Genomic DNA, 18,831 nt, shown 5'->3' on the forward strand with positions numbered 1-18,831 from the left:
CGAGGCCGAGGTCGAGATCCGCTACGTGGTTCCCGTCGGCCCGGATGGCGAGCGCGGACGCTTTTGTCAGTTGCGGAAGGACTATTTCGACCCGCCAACGCCGCCGGTACACCTGCGCGATCTGCGCCGCGCCGACGCTCGCAGGCAGGTTGCTCCACAGCCAGAGCGTCCGGTCGCCCTCCGTCGTCAGGGTCGTCAAGCTGAGCGCGATGCGCCGCCAGGAGACCTCGCTCCCCTCCAGGGTGATGCTCTGCTCGCGCAGCGTGCCGGTCTCGCAGGCCCCGCACTCCTGCCACTCCCCCTGCGCGCCCAGGCGGGGATGGTTGCCGTGCTGGCGCACCACGAAGTGGCTGCCCGCCGCGACCAGCCCCTCCAGCCAGGGCCGGACGCAGAAGTGCCGATCGGCGACCCAGACCTGACCGGGCGCAGCGCCATCCAAGAGGGCCCGGGCCAGCGTCCGCTCGTCGGCATAGGCATCTTCGGCCGCCACCAGGTCGACGGCCAGGCCGGTGTCGGGATCGTAGACCACCAGGGTTAGCCCCGGCAGGGCGGCGCCGCGAAGCGCACGCAGGGGCTTCAGACGCTTGTCGCTGCCGGGCAGATGGTTGCCGTCCAGCGCGCGCAGCGCGTAGCCCGGCAGGCTCGGATGACCGGTGCCCGCGGCCGTCATCACCGGGGCCAGCCGGGCCGCGCTGCCGCGCACGAGGGCGCGCAGCAGCGCGGGTTCGGTGCGGTTGACCTTGTCGTAGAGGGCGGGAAGCGAGACGGTTAGGTCTTCGGCTTCACGGGCGGCCGCGTGCAGGGAGGAGCGCAGGCCGAGCGCCACGAGCATCATCAGCCGGACGACGGTGGAGAACAGCAACTCGCGCGTGTACTGCCACTGTCGATGCTGGTCGAACACCTCGTCGACCCAGCCGGCCGGCAGTGCGTGTTCCAGGGCCGTGCGCGCCATCAGGCTCGTCGGTGCATACTTCTCGAACCGCTCGATGACCGCAGACCAGAGCGGATCGGATCCTTGCGATGCTTCACACATTGCAAGGATATAGTTACGGTAATCGTACCTTAAAAGGCATGGCTCTCAGATGCCGACGCGGCAATGGCGATCCATCTTGAATTCTTCATGCTGAGCGCAGTCGTCCCGGACCTCGGGCATGGCGGAAATTCAAGAACGAAACCAAGGGTTGGAGGACGCGCAGGCGGGCTCTCCCGCTTTCGCTCAGCGACACCACGCGAAGGGACACGACCGGCCGAGCCGAGTGCAATCAATCCGAGCGAGGTGGTCAATGGGAGGTAAGGCATGGCGGCCGAAGTGCCGCTGCAACAGCCCGATCGGTAAGAGTCCGTTCACCCCGACCCTCTCGCATAGGCGACATGACCTAGCTCCAGGCATCCGCCCTCATGCGCCTCCTTCTCGCAACGGCCCTCCTCGCTGCCGCGTGCTGCTCCTCCCTTGCCGCCGCACCCTCGCCGTTCCGCGCGGCCCTGGCGGCAGCCGGCGGCTGCGGCGCGCACCGCACCCTCGTGGAGCAGAGGCTCGGCCGGCTCAGCGCCGCCACGGCGGATGCCGTGCCGCAGGGCGAGGCCGACTTGTTCGGCAAGCCGGCCGGGCAGTGGACCGAGGATGAGATCCGCGACGCCCTGTCCGCTTTCGCAGCCTGCGAGACCCGCTCCGGGCCGGCCGGCACCGGATGGAGCGGACGCCTCGACCGCGACCTGCGCGGCCTCGACACGGCCCTGCGCCGGGCCATCGTGGTCGGGCATGCCCGCCCCGCCATCGAGGCGGGTGAGGAGCGGGCGCCGCACGGATCCAACCGCGGTGGCGCGCCGACCGGCCCCACCCGGCTGCGGCAAGGCCCGGCCTTCACCCCAGCCCTGCGGAGCGGCGGCAGCGCACCGCAGGGCCCGCGACCCGGCGCGACACCCGGCGACACCCCGCCCACGGAAGAGCCACACACCGTCGCCGTGCCGGCCGCCTCCCCCGACGCGTCGGATGATACGCCGCCCGTCCGGACATGGCGCACGCAGCCGCCGACTGCCGACGCCGCGCTAGATGCGCCGTCCCGCTCCAGGCCGGTGCCGGTCGCCGCGCACCGGCCACCGACTGAGCGGACGCAGTGCCCGCTCAGTTCCCTCGCCTTCGAGCTGCTCCAGGCCGAGATGCGTCTCTCCGAGGTCGAGGGCCTGCTCGGCTGCCGCGGCACCATCGATGCCACCGCGACAATCCCCGGGCTCGGCACCTTCGAGACGTATCTCTGGTCGGACCGCGGCAACGGTAGCGCCACCATCACGCTGGTCTTCCAGAACAAGCGCCTGCGCTCGAAGGCGCAGCGCGGCCTCGGCCTCGAAGCCGGACGGGGCGGCTGAGCGATAAGTCGGGAGGCCGCGGCCCTGCGCCTGTGGCGCCACGAGCTCGCGGTCTTCGCCAGCAACACCGCATGCGCCCGTCCCTCGCCCAGATCCTGAGCTTCGTCGGCGGCGACGTCGACACGCTCGGCTTTCTCGCCCTGCAGGACCTGTTCACCGCTCATGTCATAAGACTTCCGATTGATCGCTCGGCGATTGCTGCGCAATCGCTTTCGCGACGCGGAAGTCGGCTTCGCTCAGGTGTGTGGGGCCGTAGGCTGCACCGCGCAGGCTGATGATACGATGTCCGGAAGGAATCTTCCGGACATCGTATCACCCGCAACTTCGTGACCTTCGGCGCCACAATGGTGCAGGGCGCCACCGGTGCCTGGGCAAAGCTCCTGGTGCTCCCGATCTTCTGCATCGCGGTTCCTCTGACCCGCCTGGCGAGCCGCCGGCTGGACGAGGCGGGCCGGCCGAGCAGGCAGGCCGACGCAGGATCGTCCGCATGAGCGCCGCCGTCGCGGCCTTTGCGCTCGGCTGCGGGCTCGCGGCTCTGCTCTACTCCCTCGTGGCGCTCGCCCTCGCCCCGGCACCGATCCTCATCACCGACACGGATCCCGCCTCGGCGAAGGCCGCGTGACCAGGTTCTGCAGACGTCGCGCGCCGAGTTTCAGGGCCCCGGGAGGCGGTGAGCGCCTCCTCTCCCACGATGCGCACCGCCGCGCGCAAACCTGAGCCGAACCCGAGCTTCATACACTTGCATTTCGGAAATTACATCTGTTAGAACGGCTGTGGAAACGCATGCCGGAGTGCCGATGAACGGCCCCACCCATCACGCCCTCTTCCTCCACGGTCCCTACGACGCGCGCCTCGCGCCCTATGCGCTGCGCGACGGCCGGCCCGGCGAGACCCTGCTCAACGTCGCGGCGGTCGGGCTCTGCGGCTCCGACCTGCACTACTTCAAGGATGGCGGCATCGGCGCGGCGACCATCGCGCAGCCCTTCGTGCCCGGGCACGAATTCTGCGGCCGGTTGACCTGCGACGATCCGGAGCTCGGCCTAGCCCGCGGCACCCTGGTGGCGGTCGATCCCAACAAGGCCTGCGGCCATTGCGAGTTCTGCGAGCGCGGCCACCCGAATCTCTGCCCGAACGTCGAGTTCATCGGCGCACCGCCCTTCGACGGCGCCATGACCGAGCAAATCTGGGTGCCGAAGAGCCAGGTCGTGCCGCTGCCGCCGCATTTCACGCCCCTCGACGGGGTGATGCTCGAGCCCCTCGGGGTCGCGATCCACGCGGTCGACCTCGCCAAGCCGCGCCTGCTCGAGCGGGTCGCGCTGATCGGGCTCGGGCCGATCGGCCTTCTGATCCTGCAGGTTCTCAAGGTGGCCGGGGCCGGCGAGATCCTGGCGGTCGACCCCCAGGAGCACCGGCGCGACCTGGCCCTCCGCCTCGGCGCGACCTCCGTCGGCGCCTCGGTCGAGGAGATCCGCGGCTGGACGCGGCACGAGGGCTGCCCGCTGGTGGTCGAGGCGACCAACGCCCCCGAGGGGTTTCGCGACGCGGTGCGGGCAGCCAAGATCGGCGGCCGGGCCGTGCTCGTCGGCATCCCGGACGGCGACGTCTACACGATGCCCGCCGCCGAGGCCCGGCGCCGCGGCCTCAAGATCAAGTTCGCCCGCCGGATGGGCGAGGTCTATCCTCGCGCGATCGCCCTCGTCGAGAACCGGCAGGTCGACGTCGCCAGCCTGGTCAGCCACCAGGTCGGCCTCGACGGGGCGGCCGCCGCCTTTGGACGCCACGCCCAGAACACCCCCGGCGTGGTCAAGACCCTGATCTACCCCAACGGACAATGACGCCATAACAACAACGCCATAACGAGGGATCGATGAGGAAGCGCATGAGAGGCACCGCCGCGGCCCTGGCCGTCCTGGCGGGCGGGACCGTCGCGGGAGCGACCCTGTGGCAGGTCCCGGCCCGGGCCGCCGACTGGCTGGAGAGCGCCGCCGCCCCCCTCAAGGGCACCGCCGTCACCACCACCTTCCTCGACCGGCCGGGCTACCGCGCCATCATCAAGCTCTTGCCGGAATTCGAGAAGAAGACCGGCATCAAGGTCAACTACGAGATCGTCCCCTACGAGAACGCCCGCGAAAAGCAGGTCCTGAACTACACCTCGCGCGGCGACCTCACGGTGGCGCTGGTCGACCTCGTCTGGATCGGCGAGTTCGCCGAGAACGGCTGGATCGAGCCGATCGACGGCCTCAAGGGCGACGCCAAAATCACCGACCCGAACCTGAACTTGCAGGGCTTCTTCCCGCTCCTGCTCGACGCCTTCGGGTCCTGGGGCGGCAAGGTCTACGGCCTGCCCTTCGACAATTACTCGGGCCTCCTGTTCTACAATGCCTGCATGCTGAAGGAGGCCGGCTTCGACAAGCCGCCGGCCACTTGGCAGGCACTGCTCAAGGACTACGCGCCGAAGCTGACCAAGGCCGACAAAAACCAGTACGCCTTCGCGCTGCAATCGCGCCGCGGCGAGACCCAGTCGGCCGACAGCTTCATGCGGGTGCTGTGGCCGTTCGGCGGCTCGCTGCTCGACAAGAATTTCAAGTCCAACCTCAACAGCCCCGAGAGCCAGGCCGGCCTGCAGTTCCGCCAGGACCTGATGAAGTTCATGCCGCCGGGCGTCGTCAGCTTCGACCACAACGAGGCGGTGAATGCGCTGGCGCAGGGCCAGGTCGCGATGATCACCGAATGGTCGGCCTTCTACGGCACGCTCGCCGATCCGAAGACCTCGAAGCTCGGCGACTGCCTGGCGGTGGCGCCGGAGCCGGAAGGCCCGGCCGGGCGCCTGCCGGCGCTCGGCGGCTTCTCCCTCGCGGTCGCCTCGCAGGCCTCCGACGCGGAGAAGAAAGCGGCCTGGCTGTTCATCCAGTGGGCCACCTCGGAGGCGATCGCCCGCCCCTATGTCGAGGCCGGCGGCATCTCGGGCCGCTCGGCGATCTACCAGCAGCCCGACATCAAGGCCTCCTACAAGTTCGTCGAGCCGATGGTCGCCTCCTGGCAGAAGGGCGTGCCGCAATACCGGCCGCGCTTCCCGGCCTGGCCGGCGATCTCCGAGGTCGTGGCCGAATGGGGCTCAAAGATGATGCTGGGCGAGACCACCCCGGCGGCGGGCGCCAAGGAGATCGGCACCCGCATGGAGGGGATCCTGGCCAAGGAAGGCTATTACTCGGGCAAGAAGGCGCTGCTGCAGTAGGGCGGCGGACGCGGCGGGGGCCCCGCGCCTTCATTCTGCGCCTTCACATGAGGAGCGCGGGGTTCCCCTCTCCCCGCGGGCGGGGAGAGGGCCGCTGACCCCTTGGCGGGTCAGCGGCAAGCCCGAAGGGCGAGGGTGAGGGGGTGTCTCCGGAAGTGACTCCTCCGGCACCTCCCCCTGCACCTCCCCCTCACCCTCGCTCCGGCTTTCGCCTCCGCTTGCCGTGCCGCCTGAACGGCGACACGGCCCTCTCCCTGCCCGCGGGGAGAGGAGACATACCGGCCCGCTTCAGGAGAAACGCCCGTGTCCACCCCCTATCGCCAGGCCCTCGCTGAGCTGGAACACGTCTTCGACCGCCTCGACGACGCGGCCGTGGACGACGCCGTCGCGGCGATCACCGGGGCGGGGCGGATCGCGCTCCACGGCGTCGGGCGCGAGGGGCTGCAGGTGCGCGGCCTCGCCATGCGGCTGTTCCATCTCGGGCTGAAGGCGAGCGTCGTCGGCGACATGACGACCCCGCCGATCGGGGCCGGTGACCTTCTCGTGGTCTCGGCCGGGCCCGGCGGCTTCGCGACCATCCAGGCGCTGATCGGCATCGCCCACGCCGCCGGAGCAGCCGTACTGGTGGTGACGGCGCAAGCCGGCGGCGAGGCGGCGCGGCAGGCCGACCACGTTCTCGTCGTCCCGGCACAGACCATGGCGGATGACCGGGCGGACGATGGCGGCGGCGCCTCGATGCTGCCGATGGGATCGCTCTACGAGGGCGCCCTGTTCGTGCTGTTCGAGATCATGATCGTGAAGCTCCGCGCGCGGATCGGCGTCAGCTCCGAGGCGATGCGCGCCAACCACACCAATCTCGAATAACCCGCCTCGAATGACCGCACCTCTCGCAGAGACCCAGGCGACGCCCCCCGCCGACCCGGCCGCGCAGCGCCAAGCCGGCTCCGACCGGCTCAATCCCGGCTACGGCCGGCTGACGCCTGTGTGGTTCCTGCTGCCGGCGGTCGGGACGCTCCTGGTGATCGGGATCTACCCGACGCTGTTCGCGCTCGTGACCTCGTTCCGGCGCTACAACCTCGCCCGCCCGCGGGACGGCTTCCCGTTCGTCGGATTCGAGAACTACCTAGGCGTCCTCGGCGACCGGTCCTACTGGGACTCGCTCCTCCTCACCGCCAAGTTCTTCCTCACAGTGATGCCGGTCGAGCTCGTGCTGGGCATCGCCATCGCGTTGATGCTGCACCAGCCGGGCCTCCCCTTCCTGCGGGCGCTCGCCCGGGTCTCCCTGGTGGTGCCGCTTGCCACCACCTTCGCGGTGGTCGGGCTGATCGGGCGACTGATCTTCAACCGCGACTTCGGGGTCGCCAACCAGCTCCTCGGCCTCGTCGGGCTCGGCGGCGTCGACTGGCTCGGCTCCTCGGCCGGCGCCTTCGCGGCGATCGCCGTCATGGACATCTGGCAGTGGACGCCGTTCTGCGCCCTGATCTTTCTCGCCGGCCTGTCGATGGTGCCGGTGGAGATCGAGGAGGCAGCGCGCCTCGAGACGCCCTCGCGGCTCGCGCTCCTGCGCCACGTCCAGCTGCCCTACCTGCTGCCCGGGCTCACCTCGGTGCTGATCCTGCGCTCGGCCGACATCCTGAAGCTGTTCGACATGGTGTTCGTGATGACCCGGGGGGGGCCGGGCTCAGCCACCGACCTGATCTCGATCTACATCCAGCGGATCGGCTTCCGGGTCTTCGACATGGGCACCGCCTCGGCCCAGGCGATCCTGCTCCTCGTCGTCACGATCACCCTCAGCCGGCTCTACATCCGCCTCCTCTACAAGGAGATCGACCCGTGACCGGCCGCTCCGCCCGCCTGCTGCACGCCCTCGGGCTCCTCGTCACCCTGGGCTTCACCCTGTTCCCGTTCTACTGGATGGTGTCGTCGAGCCTGAAGGAACAGGCCGCACTGCTCGCCTCGCCGCCAGTCTGGCTGTTCCGCCCGACGCTCGCGAACTACGCCGAGATCTTCGCCGACCAGAAGGTCTCGGGCGCGATCCTCAACTCGCTGATCGTCGTCTGCACCACGACATTCCTGGCGGTCTGTCTCGGCACGCCGGCAGCGTACGCGCTCGCCCGGTTCGAGTTCCGCGGCAAGCGCGACCTGTGGTTCTGGTTCATCTCGAACCGGATGATCAGTCCGATCGTGCTAGCGCTGCCTGTCTACCTGCTGGCGCTCCAGGTCAACCTGCTCGACACCCACCTCGTCCTGATCCTGATCTATCTCACCTTCAACCTGCCGATCGTGATCTGGATCTGCACCGACCAGTTCCGGTCGATCCCGCGCGACCTCGAACAGGCGGCGCGCCTGGAGGGGGCCGACCAGCTCACGATCTTCCGCCGGATCTACCTGCCGCTCGGCGTGCCCGGTATCGCGGTCTCGGCGATCTTCAGCTTCATCTTCTCGTGGAACGAACTGCTCTACGCCCTGGTGCTCACCCGCCGCCAGGTCCAGACCGCGCCCGTCGTCGCGACGAGCTTCATGTCCGGCTACGAGCTGCCCTGGGGCAAGATCATGGCGACCGGCACCGTCATCGTGCTGCCGGTGACTTTGTTCGCGCTCGCGGTCTCGCGCCACATGGTCCGCGGCCTCACCATGGGGGCGACGAAGTGACGAATCCGGGCGAAGCGACGACCCCAGGCGAAGTGACGGGCCCTGCCGTCGGCATCAACCTGTCGTTCTGCGTCAAGCGCTGGGTCACGCCGGCGCTCTGGGCGCCGCTGGTGCGGGACGCACTCGGCCTCGACCTCGTCCAGCTCACCTTCGACCTCGTCGATCCGCTCTGGCCCGACGCGGTGCTCGACGCCGCGGCGGACGACATCCGCGACACGGCGGCCCGCCACGGGATCGCGGTCCACAGCGCCTTCGTGGGGCTCGCCCATTACAGCTTCAACCAGCTGCTCCACCCCGACCCGCGCCTGCGCGACGTCGCCGAACACTGGCTCACGCGCGCCTACCGCTTCGCCGCCCGGGCCAGCATCCCCCGCGTCGGCGGTCCCCTCGGGGCGGTGGCGGCGCGGCCCGACGGGCACGAGCCGGACGCGATTCCCGAGGCCGATTACCGCGACCTGATCGCCCGCATGCACCGCCTCGCCGAGGCCGCGGCGGGCGAAGGCCTCACCGAACTCCTGGTCGAGCCGACGCCGCTGCGCCGGGAATGGCCCTGGACCGTCGACCAGGCCGTCCGGATGGCCGACGACCTCGCCGGCACCGCCCTGCCCTGGCGCTACTGCGTCGACTGGGGCCACGGCACCTACGAGCCGCTCTACGGGCGGGACCGGGCCGCGATGGAGCCGTGGTTCGAGGGGCTGGGGCCGCGGATCGGCGCGGTCCACCTGCAGCAGACGGACTACCAGCTCGACCGCCACTGGGACCTGACCCGGCCAGGCCGGGTCGACCCGCGCGCGGCCCTCGCCCTCCAGCGCCGCGCGGGACTCGGCGACGCACCGGTCTTCCTCGAGGTGTTCTATCCCTTCGAGCAGGACGACGCCTTGGTGCTCGATGCGGTGCGCCGCTCGGCGCTTCTGCTGCGCCAGGCGGCCGCGTGAGGACGGCGCCCGAGGCCGAGGCCGACCACGAGGGCGAGCATGTCCGCGCCCGGGTGGCCTGGTACTACTTCATCGCCGGCCTCAAGCAGCAGGAGATCGCCGACCGGCTCGGCATCACGCGCCTGAAGGTGAACCGGATCGTCGGCCAGGCCCGGACCGACGGCTCGGTGCGGATCGAGCTGCGGATGCCGCTCGCCCATTGCGTCGCCCTCGAGGCGCGGCTGCGGGACCGCTTCGGCCTCGCCGAGGCCGTCGTGGTGCCGGCGGTCGACGACCCTGCCGCCCAGCAGCGCGTCATCGGCGAGGCGGCGGGCACCCTGCTCGACCCCCTGCTGACCGAGGGGCGCGGCCTCGGCGTCGGCTGGGGCAGCACGCTCTCGGCGGCGGCCCGGCGGATCAGCCCGCGTCGGCTCTCCGGCGCCTGGGTGGCGGCCCTGATGGGCGGCCTCACCCGCGGCTCGGGCACCAACACCTTCGAGGTCGCGACGGAATTCGCCCGGGCGCTCGGGGCCGAATGCTACTACCTGCCGGCCCCAATCTACTGCCCGTCGAGCGAGAACCGGCTCGCGCTGCTGACCCATTACGGCCTCGCCGAGGCGATGCGGCGGGCCCGGCAAGCCGACGTCGCCCTGGTGGCGGCCGGCGACCTGTCCGACCTGTCGCTGCTGGCCCGCACCCAGACCGTGTCGGAGAACCGCGCGGCGCTGGCGGCGGCCGGCGCGGTCGGCGACCTGCTCGGCGTCTATCTCGACCGCGACGGCCAGCCCGTCGACCATCCGCTCAACGCCCGAGCGGTGGCCCTGCCGCCCGACGACCTGCGCGAGGTGCCGTGCTCGATCCTCGCCGCCGGGGGCCTGCACAAGGCGGGAATCGTGGCGGCGGTGCTGCGGGCGGGCTACGTCAACCGTCTGGTCACCGACGAGGTGGTGGCGGAGGCGATCCTGGACGAGGGGGAAGCGCGCGCGTGAGTGGAATCCCGACGAGCCGAGACCCGGCCCCCCGCAGGGACGGCGCCATGAGCGGCCCGCTCGTCCTCGCCGTCGATGTCGGCACCCTGTCGGCCCGGGCCGGGCTGTTTGTCGCGGACGGGCGCTGCCTCGCCGCGCGCCAGGCGCCGTTCCGGCTCCTGCGCCCGGCCGAGCACCAGGCGGTCTACCGCATTGCGGAGATCTGGGCGGCGGTGGCCGCTAGCGTGCGGGACGCGCTGGCGGCGGAGCCCGGCGCGGCCGCGCGGGTCGCCGGCCTGGCCTTCGACGCCACCTCGTCCCTGGCGCTCACCGCCAAAGGCGCGCCGCCGCTCGACGGCGAGGCCGACGTCGTGTGCTGGATGGACCACCGGGGCGAGGCGGAGGCGCTGGAGATCGACCGCACCGGCCACCGCTTCCTCGACCATGTCGGCGGTGCCGTCTCGCCGGAGACGAACCTGCCGAAGCTGCTCTGGCTCAAGCGCCACCGCCCCGAGGCCTTCGCCCGGCTGACGGCCGCCCGCGACCTCTGCGACGAGCTCGCCTTCCGGGCGACGGGAATCGATCGCCACTCGGTCTGCGGGCTGGCCTGCAAGTGGCCCTACCTGCCGAACGAGGCCGAGCCCTGGTGCCGCGACCTCCTCGACGGGCTCGGCCTGTCCGACCTGACCCGCCTCGGGAGCCTCGACGCGGCTCCCGCCCATGTCGGCTCGGTGCACGGCCCGCTCGGCGCGGACGCGGCGCGGGACCTCGGCCTGCCGCTCGGCCTGCCGGTGGCGGTCGGGCTGATCGACGCCGAGGCGGGCGCCCTCGGGGTGCTCGGCCGCGACTGCCGCCAGCGCCTCAACCGGGTGCTGCCGATGATCGCCGGCACCTCGACCTCGTTCATGCCCTTCGCCCCCGACCCGCGCCACGTACCGGGCGTCTGGGGGCCGTTCAAGGACGCGGTCTTCCCCGGCCTGTGGATGCACGAGGCCGGGCAGAGCCTGTCGGGCGCCGCCCTCGACGCGGTGCTGGCCCATCACCCGGCGAGCCCCGGGCCGCCGACGCCGGAGCGCCACGCGGCGGCCGCGGCGGCGGTTTTGGCCCGCCTCGACGTCGAGGGACCGGCCTTCGCCGCCCGGCGCCACATCGTACCGGACTGGCTTGGCAACCGGGCGCCGCTCGGCGACGGGCGGGTGCGGGCGCTTCTCACCGGCATCGGCGAGGAGACGAGCGAGCGGTCGTTCCTGGAGGCCTATTACGCCACCGCCCGGGCGCTCGCGCTGCAGACCCGGCACATCCGCGAGCACCTGAACCGCCACGGCTACGCCATCGATACGGTGGCGCTCGCCGGCGGGCACCGGCACAACCCGCTCCTGATGCGCCTCTACCGCGATGCGCTGGGCTGCACGCTGGTGGTCGGCGCAGCGGCCGAGCCGGTGCTGCTCGGCACCGCCATGGTGGCGGCGACCGCCGCGGGGCTCGTCCCCGACCTGTTCGGCGCCCTCGACGCGATGGCGCCCGAGCAGGCCGCGCTCACCCCCGACCCGGCCTGGGCGCGGGCGCATGAGCGCGCCTACCGCACCTACCTGACCCTGTTCGAGGTCCGCAACGCGTTCGAGCGCGACGCGCTCTCCGCCGAAGCCCGCCTCGCCGCCGACCACGGATAGACACCAGATGGCCTTCCTGAGCCTCGACGGCATCGTCAAACGCTACGGCGACCACACAGTGGTCGAGGGCGTCGGCTTTCGCGCCGAGAAGGGCGAGTTCATCGTCTTCGTCGGCCCCTCCGGCTGCGGGAAGTCGACCCTTCTGCGGATGATCGCCGGCCTCGAGGAGATCACCGCCGGGACGCTGGCGATCGACGGGCGCGAGGTCACCCATGTCGAGCCCGCCGCCCGCCAGGTCGCGATGGTGTTCCAGTCCTACGCGCTCTATCCCCACATGAGCGTGTTCGAGAACATGGCCTTCGGCTTGCAGATGGCGAAGATGCCGGCCGACGAGATCCGCCGCCGGGTCGAGGAGGCGGCCGCCATCCTGCAGATCGGGCCGCTGCTCCAGCGCAAGCCGCGCCAGCTCTCCGGCGGCCAGCGCCAGCGGGTCGCGATCGGACGGGCGATCGTGCGCCACCCCAAGCTGTTCCTATTCGACGAGCCGCTGTCGAACCTCGACGCCGAGCTGCGCACGCAGATGCGCATCGAGATCGCCCGGCTGCATCAGAAGCTCGGCGTGACGATGGTCTACGTCACCCACGACCAGATCGAGGCGATGACGCTGGCCGACCGGATCGTGGTGCTGCGGGCCGGCCGCATCGAGCAGGTCGGCACGCCGTCCGAGCTCTACGATGCTCCGGTCAACACCTTCGTAGCCGGTTTCATCGGCTCGCCGCGGATGAACTTCCTGCCCGCCACCGTGACCGAGGCGGCGGGCGGGCGCCTGACCCTGGCGCATCCGAGCTTCGTCGGCGGCCATCTCACCGCCCCCCGCCGCGGCGGCACGGAAGCGGGGACGAAGGTCGGCGACCGCGTCACGGTCGGGCTGCGGCCCGAGCACCTCGCTCTCGACGCCGCCGCCCCCTCGCTGCGCGCGCGGGCGGAGCTAGCCGAGAATCTCGGCGGCTCGACCCAGATCTACGCCCGTCCGGCGGAGGGCGACGCCCTGTCGATCGTCGCGCCCGGCCGCCCCGCCGTCGCGGTCGGCGACGAGCTGCCGCTGCGGATCGCGCCTGAGCAGATCTACCTGTTCGACGAGGCCGGGCTCGCGCTCTGACAGCGAGGAAGAATCCCCCGGCCCCCTCCCCCGACGCCGTGACCTCGAGCCCATGACCCGACCCGCCCGCTTCCTCGGCATCGACATCGGCACTTCTTCGGTGAAGGCGGTGCTCCTCGACGAGAACCAGACCTGCCTCGCCGAGGGCGGTGCGCCAGTGGCGATCGCGCGGCCGCGCCCGCTCTGGTCGGAGCAGGACCCGGAGGCGTGGTGGCAGGCAACCCTCGCGGCGGTGGCCGAGGCACGCGCCCGGGCACCGGGGGGCGAGCTCGGCGCCGTTCGGGGCATCGGCCTGTCGGGCCAGCAGCACAGCGCCACCCTGCTCTCGGCCTCCGGGGCGGTGCTGCGCCCGGCGATCCTGTGGAACGACGGCCGCTGCGGGGCGGAATGCGCCGAGCTCCTCGCCCGGGTGCCGGACTTCACGGCGCGCTCGGCCAACGTGCCGATGCCGGGCTTCACGGCCCCGAAGCTGCTCTGGGTCGCCCGGCACGAGCCCGAGATCTTTGCCCAGGTCGCCAAGGTGCTGCTGCCGAAAGACTACGTCCGCTGGCGGCTCTCCGGGTCCTTCGTGTCGGAGATGTCGGATTCCGCCGGCACGCTCTGGCTCGACGTGGCGGCGCGGCGCTTCGACGACACGCTGCTTTCCGCCTGCGGCCTCACCCGGGCACAGATGCCCGACCTCGTCGAGGGCTCCGAGGTCTCGGCCCACCTCTCGGCCGACGTCGCGGCAGCCTGGGGCCTGGGCGCCGACCGGATCCCGATCGCCGGCGGGGGCGGCGACAATGCCTGCTCGGCGGTGGGGATCGGGGCGGTGCGGGCCAGCGACGGCTTCCTGTCGCTCGGCACCTCGGGGGTGCTGTTCGCGACCACCGACCGGATGGTCTCCCTGCCCGAGCGCACCCTGCACGCCTTCTGCCACGCCCTGCCGGGGCGCTGGCACGGCATGGCGGTGGCGCTCTCGGCCGCCGCCTCCCTGTCCTGGCTCGCCGGGATCGTCGGGGAGACCGGCCAAGTCGGCGCCCTGATCGCCCGGGCCGAGGCCTTCGCGGCCGATCCGGACCGGCGCGCCCACGCGCCGGTCTTCGTGCCCTACCTCACCGGCGAGCGCACGCCCCACAACGATCCCGGCCTCACCGCCTCGTTCACCGGCCTCAGGGCCGAGCACGGCCTCGACGCGATGGTCTACGCGGTGCTGGAGGGCGTCGCCTTCGCGATGGCGGATTGCCTCGATGTGCTGCGCGAGGCCGGGGCAGCGCCGCGCCACTGCGTCGTCGTCGGCGGCGGCTCGCGCACCCCGTTCTGGAACCAGCTCATCGCCGACACCCTCGAACTCGAGCTGGCCTGCCCGCGGGGCGGCGAGCTCGGCGCCGCCTTCGGGGCGGCCAGGCTCGGCATGCTGTGTGCCGGCGGCACCGAGGCGGAGGTCTGCACCCGCCCGCCGATCCGCGGGGTGATCGCACCGGACAGGATCTTTGCCGGGGAGAGCGCGATACGGCGGCAGCGCTACCTGGCGGCGGGGCGGCTCTAGGCCGCAGTAATGAATGAACTATCGGAGCCAGATGACGATGGCTGCGAGCTTGACGAAGCCCATGCAGTTAATAAGTAATTTGTCATAGCGCGTAGCAACCGCCGAAACTGCTTCAGCTTGTTGAAGAAGAGCTTAATTTGGTTGCGCTCCTCGTCCATATCGCGATCAATGTCGCGTGCGATTTTGCGGTTGCGACGCGCTGGGATCACCGCCGTCGCGCCGCGCGAACTCACCATCTCGACCAGGCGGTCCGCAGCAGAACCTTTGTCTGCAATCACAGATCCAGGCTCGAAGCCATCGATCAACGCACCGCCGCGTGTCACGTCGTGCTCCGGACTAGGGCCCCCGATAGCCGTATCGGCAAGCCAAAACCATCAATGGCCGCGTGGATCTTCGTCGTCAGGCCGCCGCCTGACCGGCCCAGGCCCTCGGCATTCGCCCCCCTTCGACCGTACGCGCTCCCGCAGCCTGACTGCGCGCGCGCACAATCGTCGCATCCAGCATCAGCGAGTCCAGATCGGCCTCATGGGCCAGAGCATCCAGCATCTCGTCCAGAACATTTTAAGCAATACAGTCGTAGTAGCGCCGCTTGAATGCGTCAATTTTGCTAAAGAGATCCGCAATATCATTCCAGTGGCCACCCGATCGAGCCATCAAAAGCGGCACATCAAGAAAACACCGATTGTGGAATCGGGACCAACGCGTCCCTATCAGGTTATCCGGCACTAAAGCCTCAATACTCACTCAATAATCATTCGTCACAGCGCCATGATTTTGTAGCTTGAACGACACTCAACCGACCACAATCAGCAGCAATAATCTTGTGAAAGGCTGCCAAATCATTAATTTCTCTACGGTATCGCATTACAGGTGCATGTGCCCTCGGGAATGAGTTTGGTGAGCAGCGGTTCGATGAGCGCGCCACCAGGCTGACCAAGCGATGACGAGAGCCGGTTCGACACGCCGGGCGCACCAGCCGACCACGAATGTCGGAACATCCGGGAACGCCGTGTCTGCACGGGTGTCGCCGCGGCGGCGGTCGCATGTCCGTCGCGACGTGCCTTGGGAACCTTCTCGGGTCGGGACCTCGTTAGACTTCCAGGACCGGTGAAGCATCGCCAGCATCACCGTAGGCGCTCCAGCCGCCATCGACACTCAGGACTGCGCCCGTCACGTACGACGCCGATGGAGAGCACAGGAACCATGCCGTCTCGGCGATCTCGCCCGGGTCGGCGAGGCGGCCGAGGGGGATCCGCCGTTCCAACCGCCCGCGGTCGATGCGGCCCGCCTCGACCAACTTGGCGACCAGCGCGGTGCCGACATAGCCCGGCGCGATGGCGTTGACGCGGATGCCCGCCCCAGCCCATTCGCAGGCCATGCTCTTCGTCATCGCCACGATGCCGGCCTTGGCCGCCCCGTAGGCGTTGCGCCGGGGCAGGCCGGTCAGCCCGGCGATCGAGCTCACGTTCAGGATGGCGCCGCCCTGCCCCGCCATCGCACGGGCGGCCTCCCGCGACGCCACGAACGTGCCGTCGAGATGGACGCGCAGGATCCTGTCGAAGGTCGCGAGATCCTGCTCCAGGGTCGGCTTGTGGCTATCGCCGATCCCTGCATTGTTGACCAGGATGTCGAGCCGGCCAAGCCGCGCGACGGTCTCCTCGACCATCGCGACCGCCGAGGCCTCGTCGGCGACGTCGGCCCGTACCGCCAGATGGCCGGCTCCGAGTTCCGCTGCCCGCGCGGCGGCGCGGTCGCCGTCGAGATCGGCCAGGGCGACGCGGCAGCCGGCCGCGGCGAAGCGCCGGGCCATCGCCCAGCCGATGCCGTCCGCGGCTCCCGTGATCAAGGCGATGGGTGTGCGGATGGCCTGTGTCACGGTGCGCTCCCTTGCAGGACACCGCTGGACGACGCGCCGGCCTCGAAGCCCGGGCGCGGGATCAGGTTCATCAGCACGCGGGTGAAGCCGCCATCGACCGTGATCTCGTCCCCGGTGACGTAGGCGGCCCGGTCGCTGGCGAGGAAGAGGACCGCGTCGCGGATGTCGTCCGGCGTGCCGATGCGGCCGAGGGGCACGACGGCGCTGCGGCGCTCGCGCACGCCGGGAGCGTCGTAGAAGGACCGGCTCAGCGGCGTCACCACGAGGCCGGGGCTGACCACGTTGCTGCGGATGCCGGCCGGTCCCCACTCGGTGGCGAGCTGGCGCGACAGCATCACGATGCCGGCCTTGCTGACGCTGTAGGCGCCGCTGAAGCCCTGGGGGTGACGCCCGGAGATCGATGCGACGTGGACGATCGCGCCGCCGCCCCGCTCCCGCATCTGCCGCCCGAAGACCTGCGCACACAGGAAGTAGCCGGTGAGGTTGACCGCGAGGAGCGCGTTCCACTCCGTGAGCGGCAGGGTCTCGAGGGGGCCCGGCCGCATGAGCGCGGCGTTGTTGACCAGCACCGCGCAGGGACCGAGCGCCCGCGCCTGCGCGGCGGCGGCCTCGAGGCTGCCCGGGTCGGTCACGTCGCAGGCCAGCGCCCGCACCTCGGCGCCGCATCCCTCGGCCTCGGCGGCGATCCCCGCCATCGCCTCCGCCTCGCGGTCGAGGAGGACGAGGCGGGCGCCGGCCCGGGCGAAGCCGAGCGCGACCGCCTGCCCGAGCCCGCCGCCGGCGCCGGTGACCACGCAGACCCGGCCGCGCAGGTCCAGCCAGTCGAAATCCCTATCGCTCATGGTGACAATGCTCCGCGGGAGGATGCGTGCAGGGCGATCAGCGCCCGGCGAGGGACGGCAGGACCGCCCGCCGGATCAGCCGGTTCTCCTGGGCGGTGATCAGGTGGGCGGAGGCCTGGAGATAGGCCGGCCAGTCCGGATCCCGGTCCCGGGCGGCGTGGCGCGCCTCGAACTGGCCCATGTCGTCGAACCCCCAGAGGTGGACGACCTGGTTGAGGGGGCCGACCGCGCTCGTGAACATCCCGAGCGGGGCGCCGAGATACTTCAGCTGTACCGGCATCGCGAGCCGGTCGAAGACGTCGAGGAACTCCGCCATGCCGCGCAGGCGGATGGTATAGGTGCGCAGGTCGACGATCGCCGCATCGAGAGTCATGAGGGTGTCCTCGCGGGTCTTGAGCTGAGATCAGGAGCGCACGAGCGGGCAGCCGCCATCCGCTTCGGGTCGGAAGGCGTCCTCGGCCGGCATGGTCGAGACGAGCTTGTAGACGTCGCCTGCGCCCCGGCTCTCCTCCGGCTTCTTCACCTCGAACAGGTAGGCCGGATGGATCTTGCGCCCGTCCGCCCGGATGCGGCCCGCCCCGAAGGCGTCGTCGTCGGTCGGCATCCGCTTCATCAGCTCGATCACCGCCCGCCCGTCGGCCTTGGCCTGCGCGACGCCGAGTTCCTTGACCGCCTTGAGGTAGTGGAGCACTCCCGCATAATCGCCGGCCTGGCTCATGTTGGGCAGGACGTTGGCGGCAAGCCGCGGCTTGACGCGCTTCGTGAAGCTCCGGGTGCGCTCGTTGAGGTCCCAGTAGAAGGTCTCGGTGAGCGACAGGCCCTTGGCCACCGGCAGCCCCATGCCGAGCACGTCGGTGACGTAGCCGACCATCGCGGCGAGCCGTACCCCGCTGCCCTCGATGCCGAATTCCTGCGCCTGCTTGAGGCAGGCGATCAGCTCGCTGCCGGAATTGGCGAAGGCGATGACGTTGGCGCCGCTGCTCTGGGCCTGGAGCAGGTAGGAGGAGAAGTCCGCGGTGCTGCCGAGGGGATAGCGCACCGCGCCGAGCACCGTGCCGCCGGCCGCCTTGACGAAGCGGGACGCGTCGGCCTCGGCCGCGTGGCCGAAGGCGTAATCGGCGGTGATGAAGAACCACTTGTTGCCGCCGACCCGCACCAGGGAGGTGGCGGTCGAGTGGGCGAGGCACCAGGAATCCCACGACCAGTGTACCCAGTTCGGGCTGCAGCTCTTGCCGGTGAGATCAGAGCTGCCGGCGGTGGTGATCAGCGCCGCCTTCTTCTTCTCCTCGATGATGCCGCGCGAGCCGAGCGCGATCGAGCTGTTGCCGACATTCTCGATCAGGTCGACGCCGCCGCGATCGAACCATTGCCGGATGATGGTCAGCCCGACATCCGGCTTGTTCTGGTGGTCGGCCGTCAGGATCTCGACCTTGATGTCGGGGTTCTGCGTCATGAACTCGTCGGCGGCCTGCTGGACGCAGGCAACGGTGGTCGGCCCCGAGACGTCGCGGTAGACCCCCGACATGTCGGTGATGACGCCGATGCGGATGGTGCTGGCGCTTTGCGCTCGGCTCTGGGACGCGGGCATCATGGCGAGCCCGGCGAGGCCGGTGCGCAGGAATGTGCGGCGGTCGAGGGTCATGGCGTCTCCTCCATTCTTCGTCGTCTGGTCTTGCGCGGGCG

Annotated in this window: 17 protein-coding genes and 1 pseudogene; 12 read left to right on the plus strand and 6 right to left on the minus strand. The window is 70.6% G+C overall.

The window, feature by feature from the left end; genetic code table 11:
* Window positions 1-952: IS4 family transposase (locus tag ABZT49_RS23015; protein ID WP_355289304.1), on the minus strand; the 952-nt coding region annotated here is incomplete at its 3' end.
* A 446-nt stretch (window positions 953-1,398) separates the two neighbouring features.
* Here ABZT49_RS23015 and ABZT49_RS23020 point away from each other — a divergent pair.
* The 12 genes from ABZT49_RS23020 to xylB all read left to right on the plus strand — a co-directional run bounded on the left by ABZT49_RS23020 (window position 1,399) and on the right by xylB (window position 14,430).
* Window positions 1,399-2,364, plus strand: a complete 966-nt coding sequence (locus tag ABZT49_RS23020) for a hypothetical protein (protein ID WP_355289306.1) — start codon at window positions 1,399-1,401, stop codon at window positions 2,362-2,364.
* Window positions 2,365-2,851: 487 nt separating this feature from the next.
* The gene (locus ABZT49_RS23025) at window positions 2,852-2,986 is read left to right on the plus strand and encodes a hypothetical protein (protein WP_355289308.1); all 135 of its coding nucleotides are present in this window, start codon (window positions 2,852-2,854) and stop codon (window positions 2,984-2,986) included.
* Window positions 2,987-3,161: 175 nt separating this feature from the next.
* Entirely contained in the window at window positions 3,162-4,199 is a 1,038-nt protein-coding gene (locus ABZT49_RS23030; RefSeq protein ID WP_355289310.1) for an alcohol dehydrogenase catalytic domain-containing protein, read from the plus strand.
* Between the two features lie 44 nt (window positions 4,200-4,243).
* On the plus strand, window positions 4,244-5,599 hold the full coding sequence (locus tag ABZT49_RS23035; protein ID WP_355289312.1) for a sugar ABC transporter substrate-binding protein: 1,356 nt from the start codon (window positions 4,244-4,246) through the stop codon (window positions 5,597-5,599).
* A 303-nt stretch (window positions 5,600-5,902) separates the two neighbouring features.
* Window positions 5,903-6,463 carry an SIS domain-containing protein gene (locus ABZT49_RS23040; protein ID WP_355289314.1) on the plus strand — a complete coding sequence of 187 codons (561 nt, stop codon included), beginning with the start codon at window positions 5,903-5,905 and terminating at the stop codon, window positions 6,461-6,463.
* Window positions 6,464-6,473: 10 nt separating this feature from the next.
* Window positions 6,474-7,436 carry a sugar ABC transporter permease gene (locus ABZT49_RS23045; protein ID WP_355289316.1) on the plus strand — a complete coding sequence of 321 codons (963 nt, stop codon included), beginning with the start codon at window positions 6,474-6,476 and terminating at the stop codon, window positions 7,434-7,436.
* The gene (locus ABZT49_RS23050) at window positions 7,433-8,251 is read left to right on the plus strand and encodes a carbohydrate ABC transporter permease (protein ID WP_355289318.1); all 819 of its coding nucleotides are present in this window, start codon (window positions 7,433-7,435) and stop codon (window positions 8,249-8,251) included. The genes ABZT49_RS23045 and ABZT49_RS23050 overlap by 4 nt, the downstream gene beginning before the upstream one ends.
* 32 nt (window positions 8,252-8,283) lie before the next feature.
* Complete coding sequence (locus tag ABZT49_RS23055; protein WP_355289319.1) at window positions 8,284-9,186, plus strand: TIM barrel protein; 903 nt, start codon at window positions 8,284-8,286, stop codon at window positions 9,184-9,186.
* Window positions 9,183-10,154 (plus strand): sugar-binding transcriptional regulator, encoded by a 972-nt coding sequence (locus ABZT49_RS23060; RefSeq protein WP_355289321.1) that lies wholly within the window; start codon window positions 9,183-9,185, stop codon window positions 10,152-10,154. The genes ABZT49_RS23055 and ABZT49_RS23060 overlap by 4 nt, the downstream gene beginning before the upstream one ends.
* Before the next feature lie 47 nt (window positions 10,155-10,201).
* Entirely contained in the window at window positions 10,202-11,803 is a 1,602-nt protein-coding gene (locus tag ABZT49_RS23065) for an FGGY-family carbohydrate kinase (protein ID WP_355289322.1), read from the plus strand.
* A gap of 7 nt (window positions 11,804-11,810) precedes the next feature.
* On the plus strand, window positions 11,811-12,902 hold the full coding sequence (locus ABZT49_RS23070; RefSeq protein ID WP_355289323.1) for a sn-glycerol-3-phosphate ABC transporter ATP-binding protein UgpC: 1,092 nt from the start codon (window positions 11,811-11,813) through the stop codon (window positions 12,900-12,902).
* Between the two features lie 52 nt (window positions 12,903-12,954).
* On the plus strand, window positions 12,955-14,430 hold the full coding sequence (gene xylB, locus ABZT49_RS23075; protein WP_355289325.1) for a xylulokinase: 1,476 nt from the start codon (window positions 12,955-12,957) through the stop codon (window positions 14,428-14,430).
* A gap of 18 nt (window positions 14,431-14,448) precedes the next feature.
* Here the strand turns inward: xylB and ABZT49_RS34315 are convergent.
* The 5 genes and pseudogenes from ABZT49_RS34315 to ABZT49_RS23100 form a co-directional block, all read right to left on the minus strand.
* Window positions 14,449-15,174, minus strand: a pseudogene (locus tag ABZT49_RS34315) (IS5 family transposase).
* A 346-nt stretch (window positions 15,175-15,520) separates the two neighbouring features.
* Entirely contained in the window at window positions 15,521-16,306 is a 786-nt protein-coding gene (locus ABZT49_RS23085; RefSeq protein WP_355289328.1) for a glucose 1-dehydrogenase, read from the minus strand.
* Window positions 16,303-17,148, minus strand: a complete 846-nt coding sequence (locus ABZT49_RS23090; protein ID WP_355289330.1) for an SDR family oxidoreductase — start codon at window positions 17,146-17,148, stop codon at window positions 16,303-16,305. The genes ABZT49_RS23085 and ABZT49_RS23090 overlap by 4 nt, the downstream gene beginning before the upstream one ends.
* A 37-nt stretch (window positions 17,149-17,185) precedes the next feature.
* Window positions 17,186-17,521, minus strand: a complete 336-nt coding sequence (locus ABZT49_RS23095; protein WP_355289332.1) for an NIPSNAP family protein — start codon at window positions 17,519-17,521, stop codon at window positions 17,186-17,188.
* A 30-nt stretch (window positions 17,522-17,551) separates the two neighbouring features.
* On the minus strand, window positions 17,552-18,790 hold the full coding sequence (locus ABZT49_RS23100; RefSeq protein WP_355289334.1) for an ABC transporter substrate-binding protein: 1,239 nt from the start codon (window positions 18,788-18,790) through the stop codon (window positions 17,552-17,554).
* Between the last annotated feature and the right edge of the window lie 41 nt (window positions 18,791-18,831).

It is taken from the genome of Methylobacterium sp. EM32, assembly GCF_040593685.1.
Classification (GTDB): Bacteria; Pseudomonadota; Alphaproteobacteria; order Rhizobiales; family Beijerinckiaceae; genus Methylobacterium.

Excerpts from the sequence above, each read along its gene's own strand:
- ABZT49_RS23090 (WP_355289330.1), bottom strand. The coding sequence starts at position 17,148 with ATGAGCGATAGGGATTTCGACTGGCTGGACCTGCGCGGCCGGGTCTGC.
- ABZT49_RS23030 (WP_355289310.1), top strand. The coding sequence starts at position 3,162 with ATGAACGGCCCCACCCATCACGCCCTCTTCCTCCACGGTCCCTACGAC.
- ABZT49_RS23065 (WP_355289322.1), top strand. The coding sequence starts at position 10,202 with ATGAGCGGCCCGCTCGTCCTCGCCGTCGATGTCGGCACCCTGTCGGCC.
- xylB (WP_355289325.1), top strand. The coding sequence starts at position 12,955 with ATGACCCGACCCGCCCGCTTCCTCGGCATCGACATCGGCACTTCTTCG.
- ABZT49_RS23045 (WP_355289316.1), top strand. The coding sequence starts at position 6,474 with ATGACCGCACCTCTCGCAGAGACCCAGGCGACGCCCCCCGCCGACCCG.
- ABZT49_RS23020 (WP_355289306.1), top strand. The coding sequence starts at position 1,399 with ATGCGCCTCCTTCTCGCAACGGCCCTCCTCGCTGCCGCGTGCTGCTCC.
- ABZT49_RS23035 (WP_355289312.1), top strand. The coding sequence starts at position 4,244 with ATGAGAGGCACCGCCGCGGCCCTGGCCGTCCTGGCGGGCGGGACCGTC.
- ABZT49_RS23095 (WP_355289332.1), bottom strand. The coding sequence starts at position 17,521 with ATGACTCTCGATGCGGCGATCGTCGACCTGCGCACCTATACCATCCGC.
- ABZT49_RS23025 (WP_355289308.1), top strand. The coding sequence starts at position 2,852 with ATGAGCGCCGCCGTCGCGGCCTTTGCGCTCGGCTGCGGGCTCGCGGCT.
- ABZT49_RS23070 (WP_355289323.1), top strand. The coding sequence starts at position 11,811 with ATGGCCTTCCTGAGCCTCGACGGCATCGTCAAACGCTACGGCGACCAC.
- ABZT49_RS23100 (WP_355289334.1), bottom strand. The coding sequence starts at position 18,790 with ATGACCCTCGACCGCCGCACATTCCTGCGCACCGGCCTCGCCGGGCTC.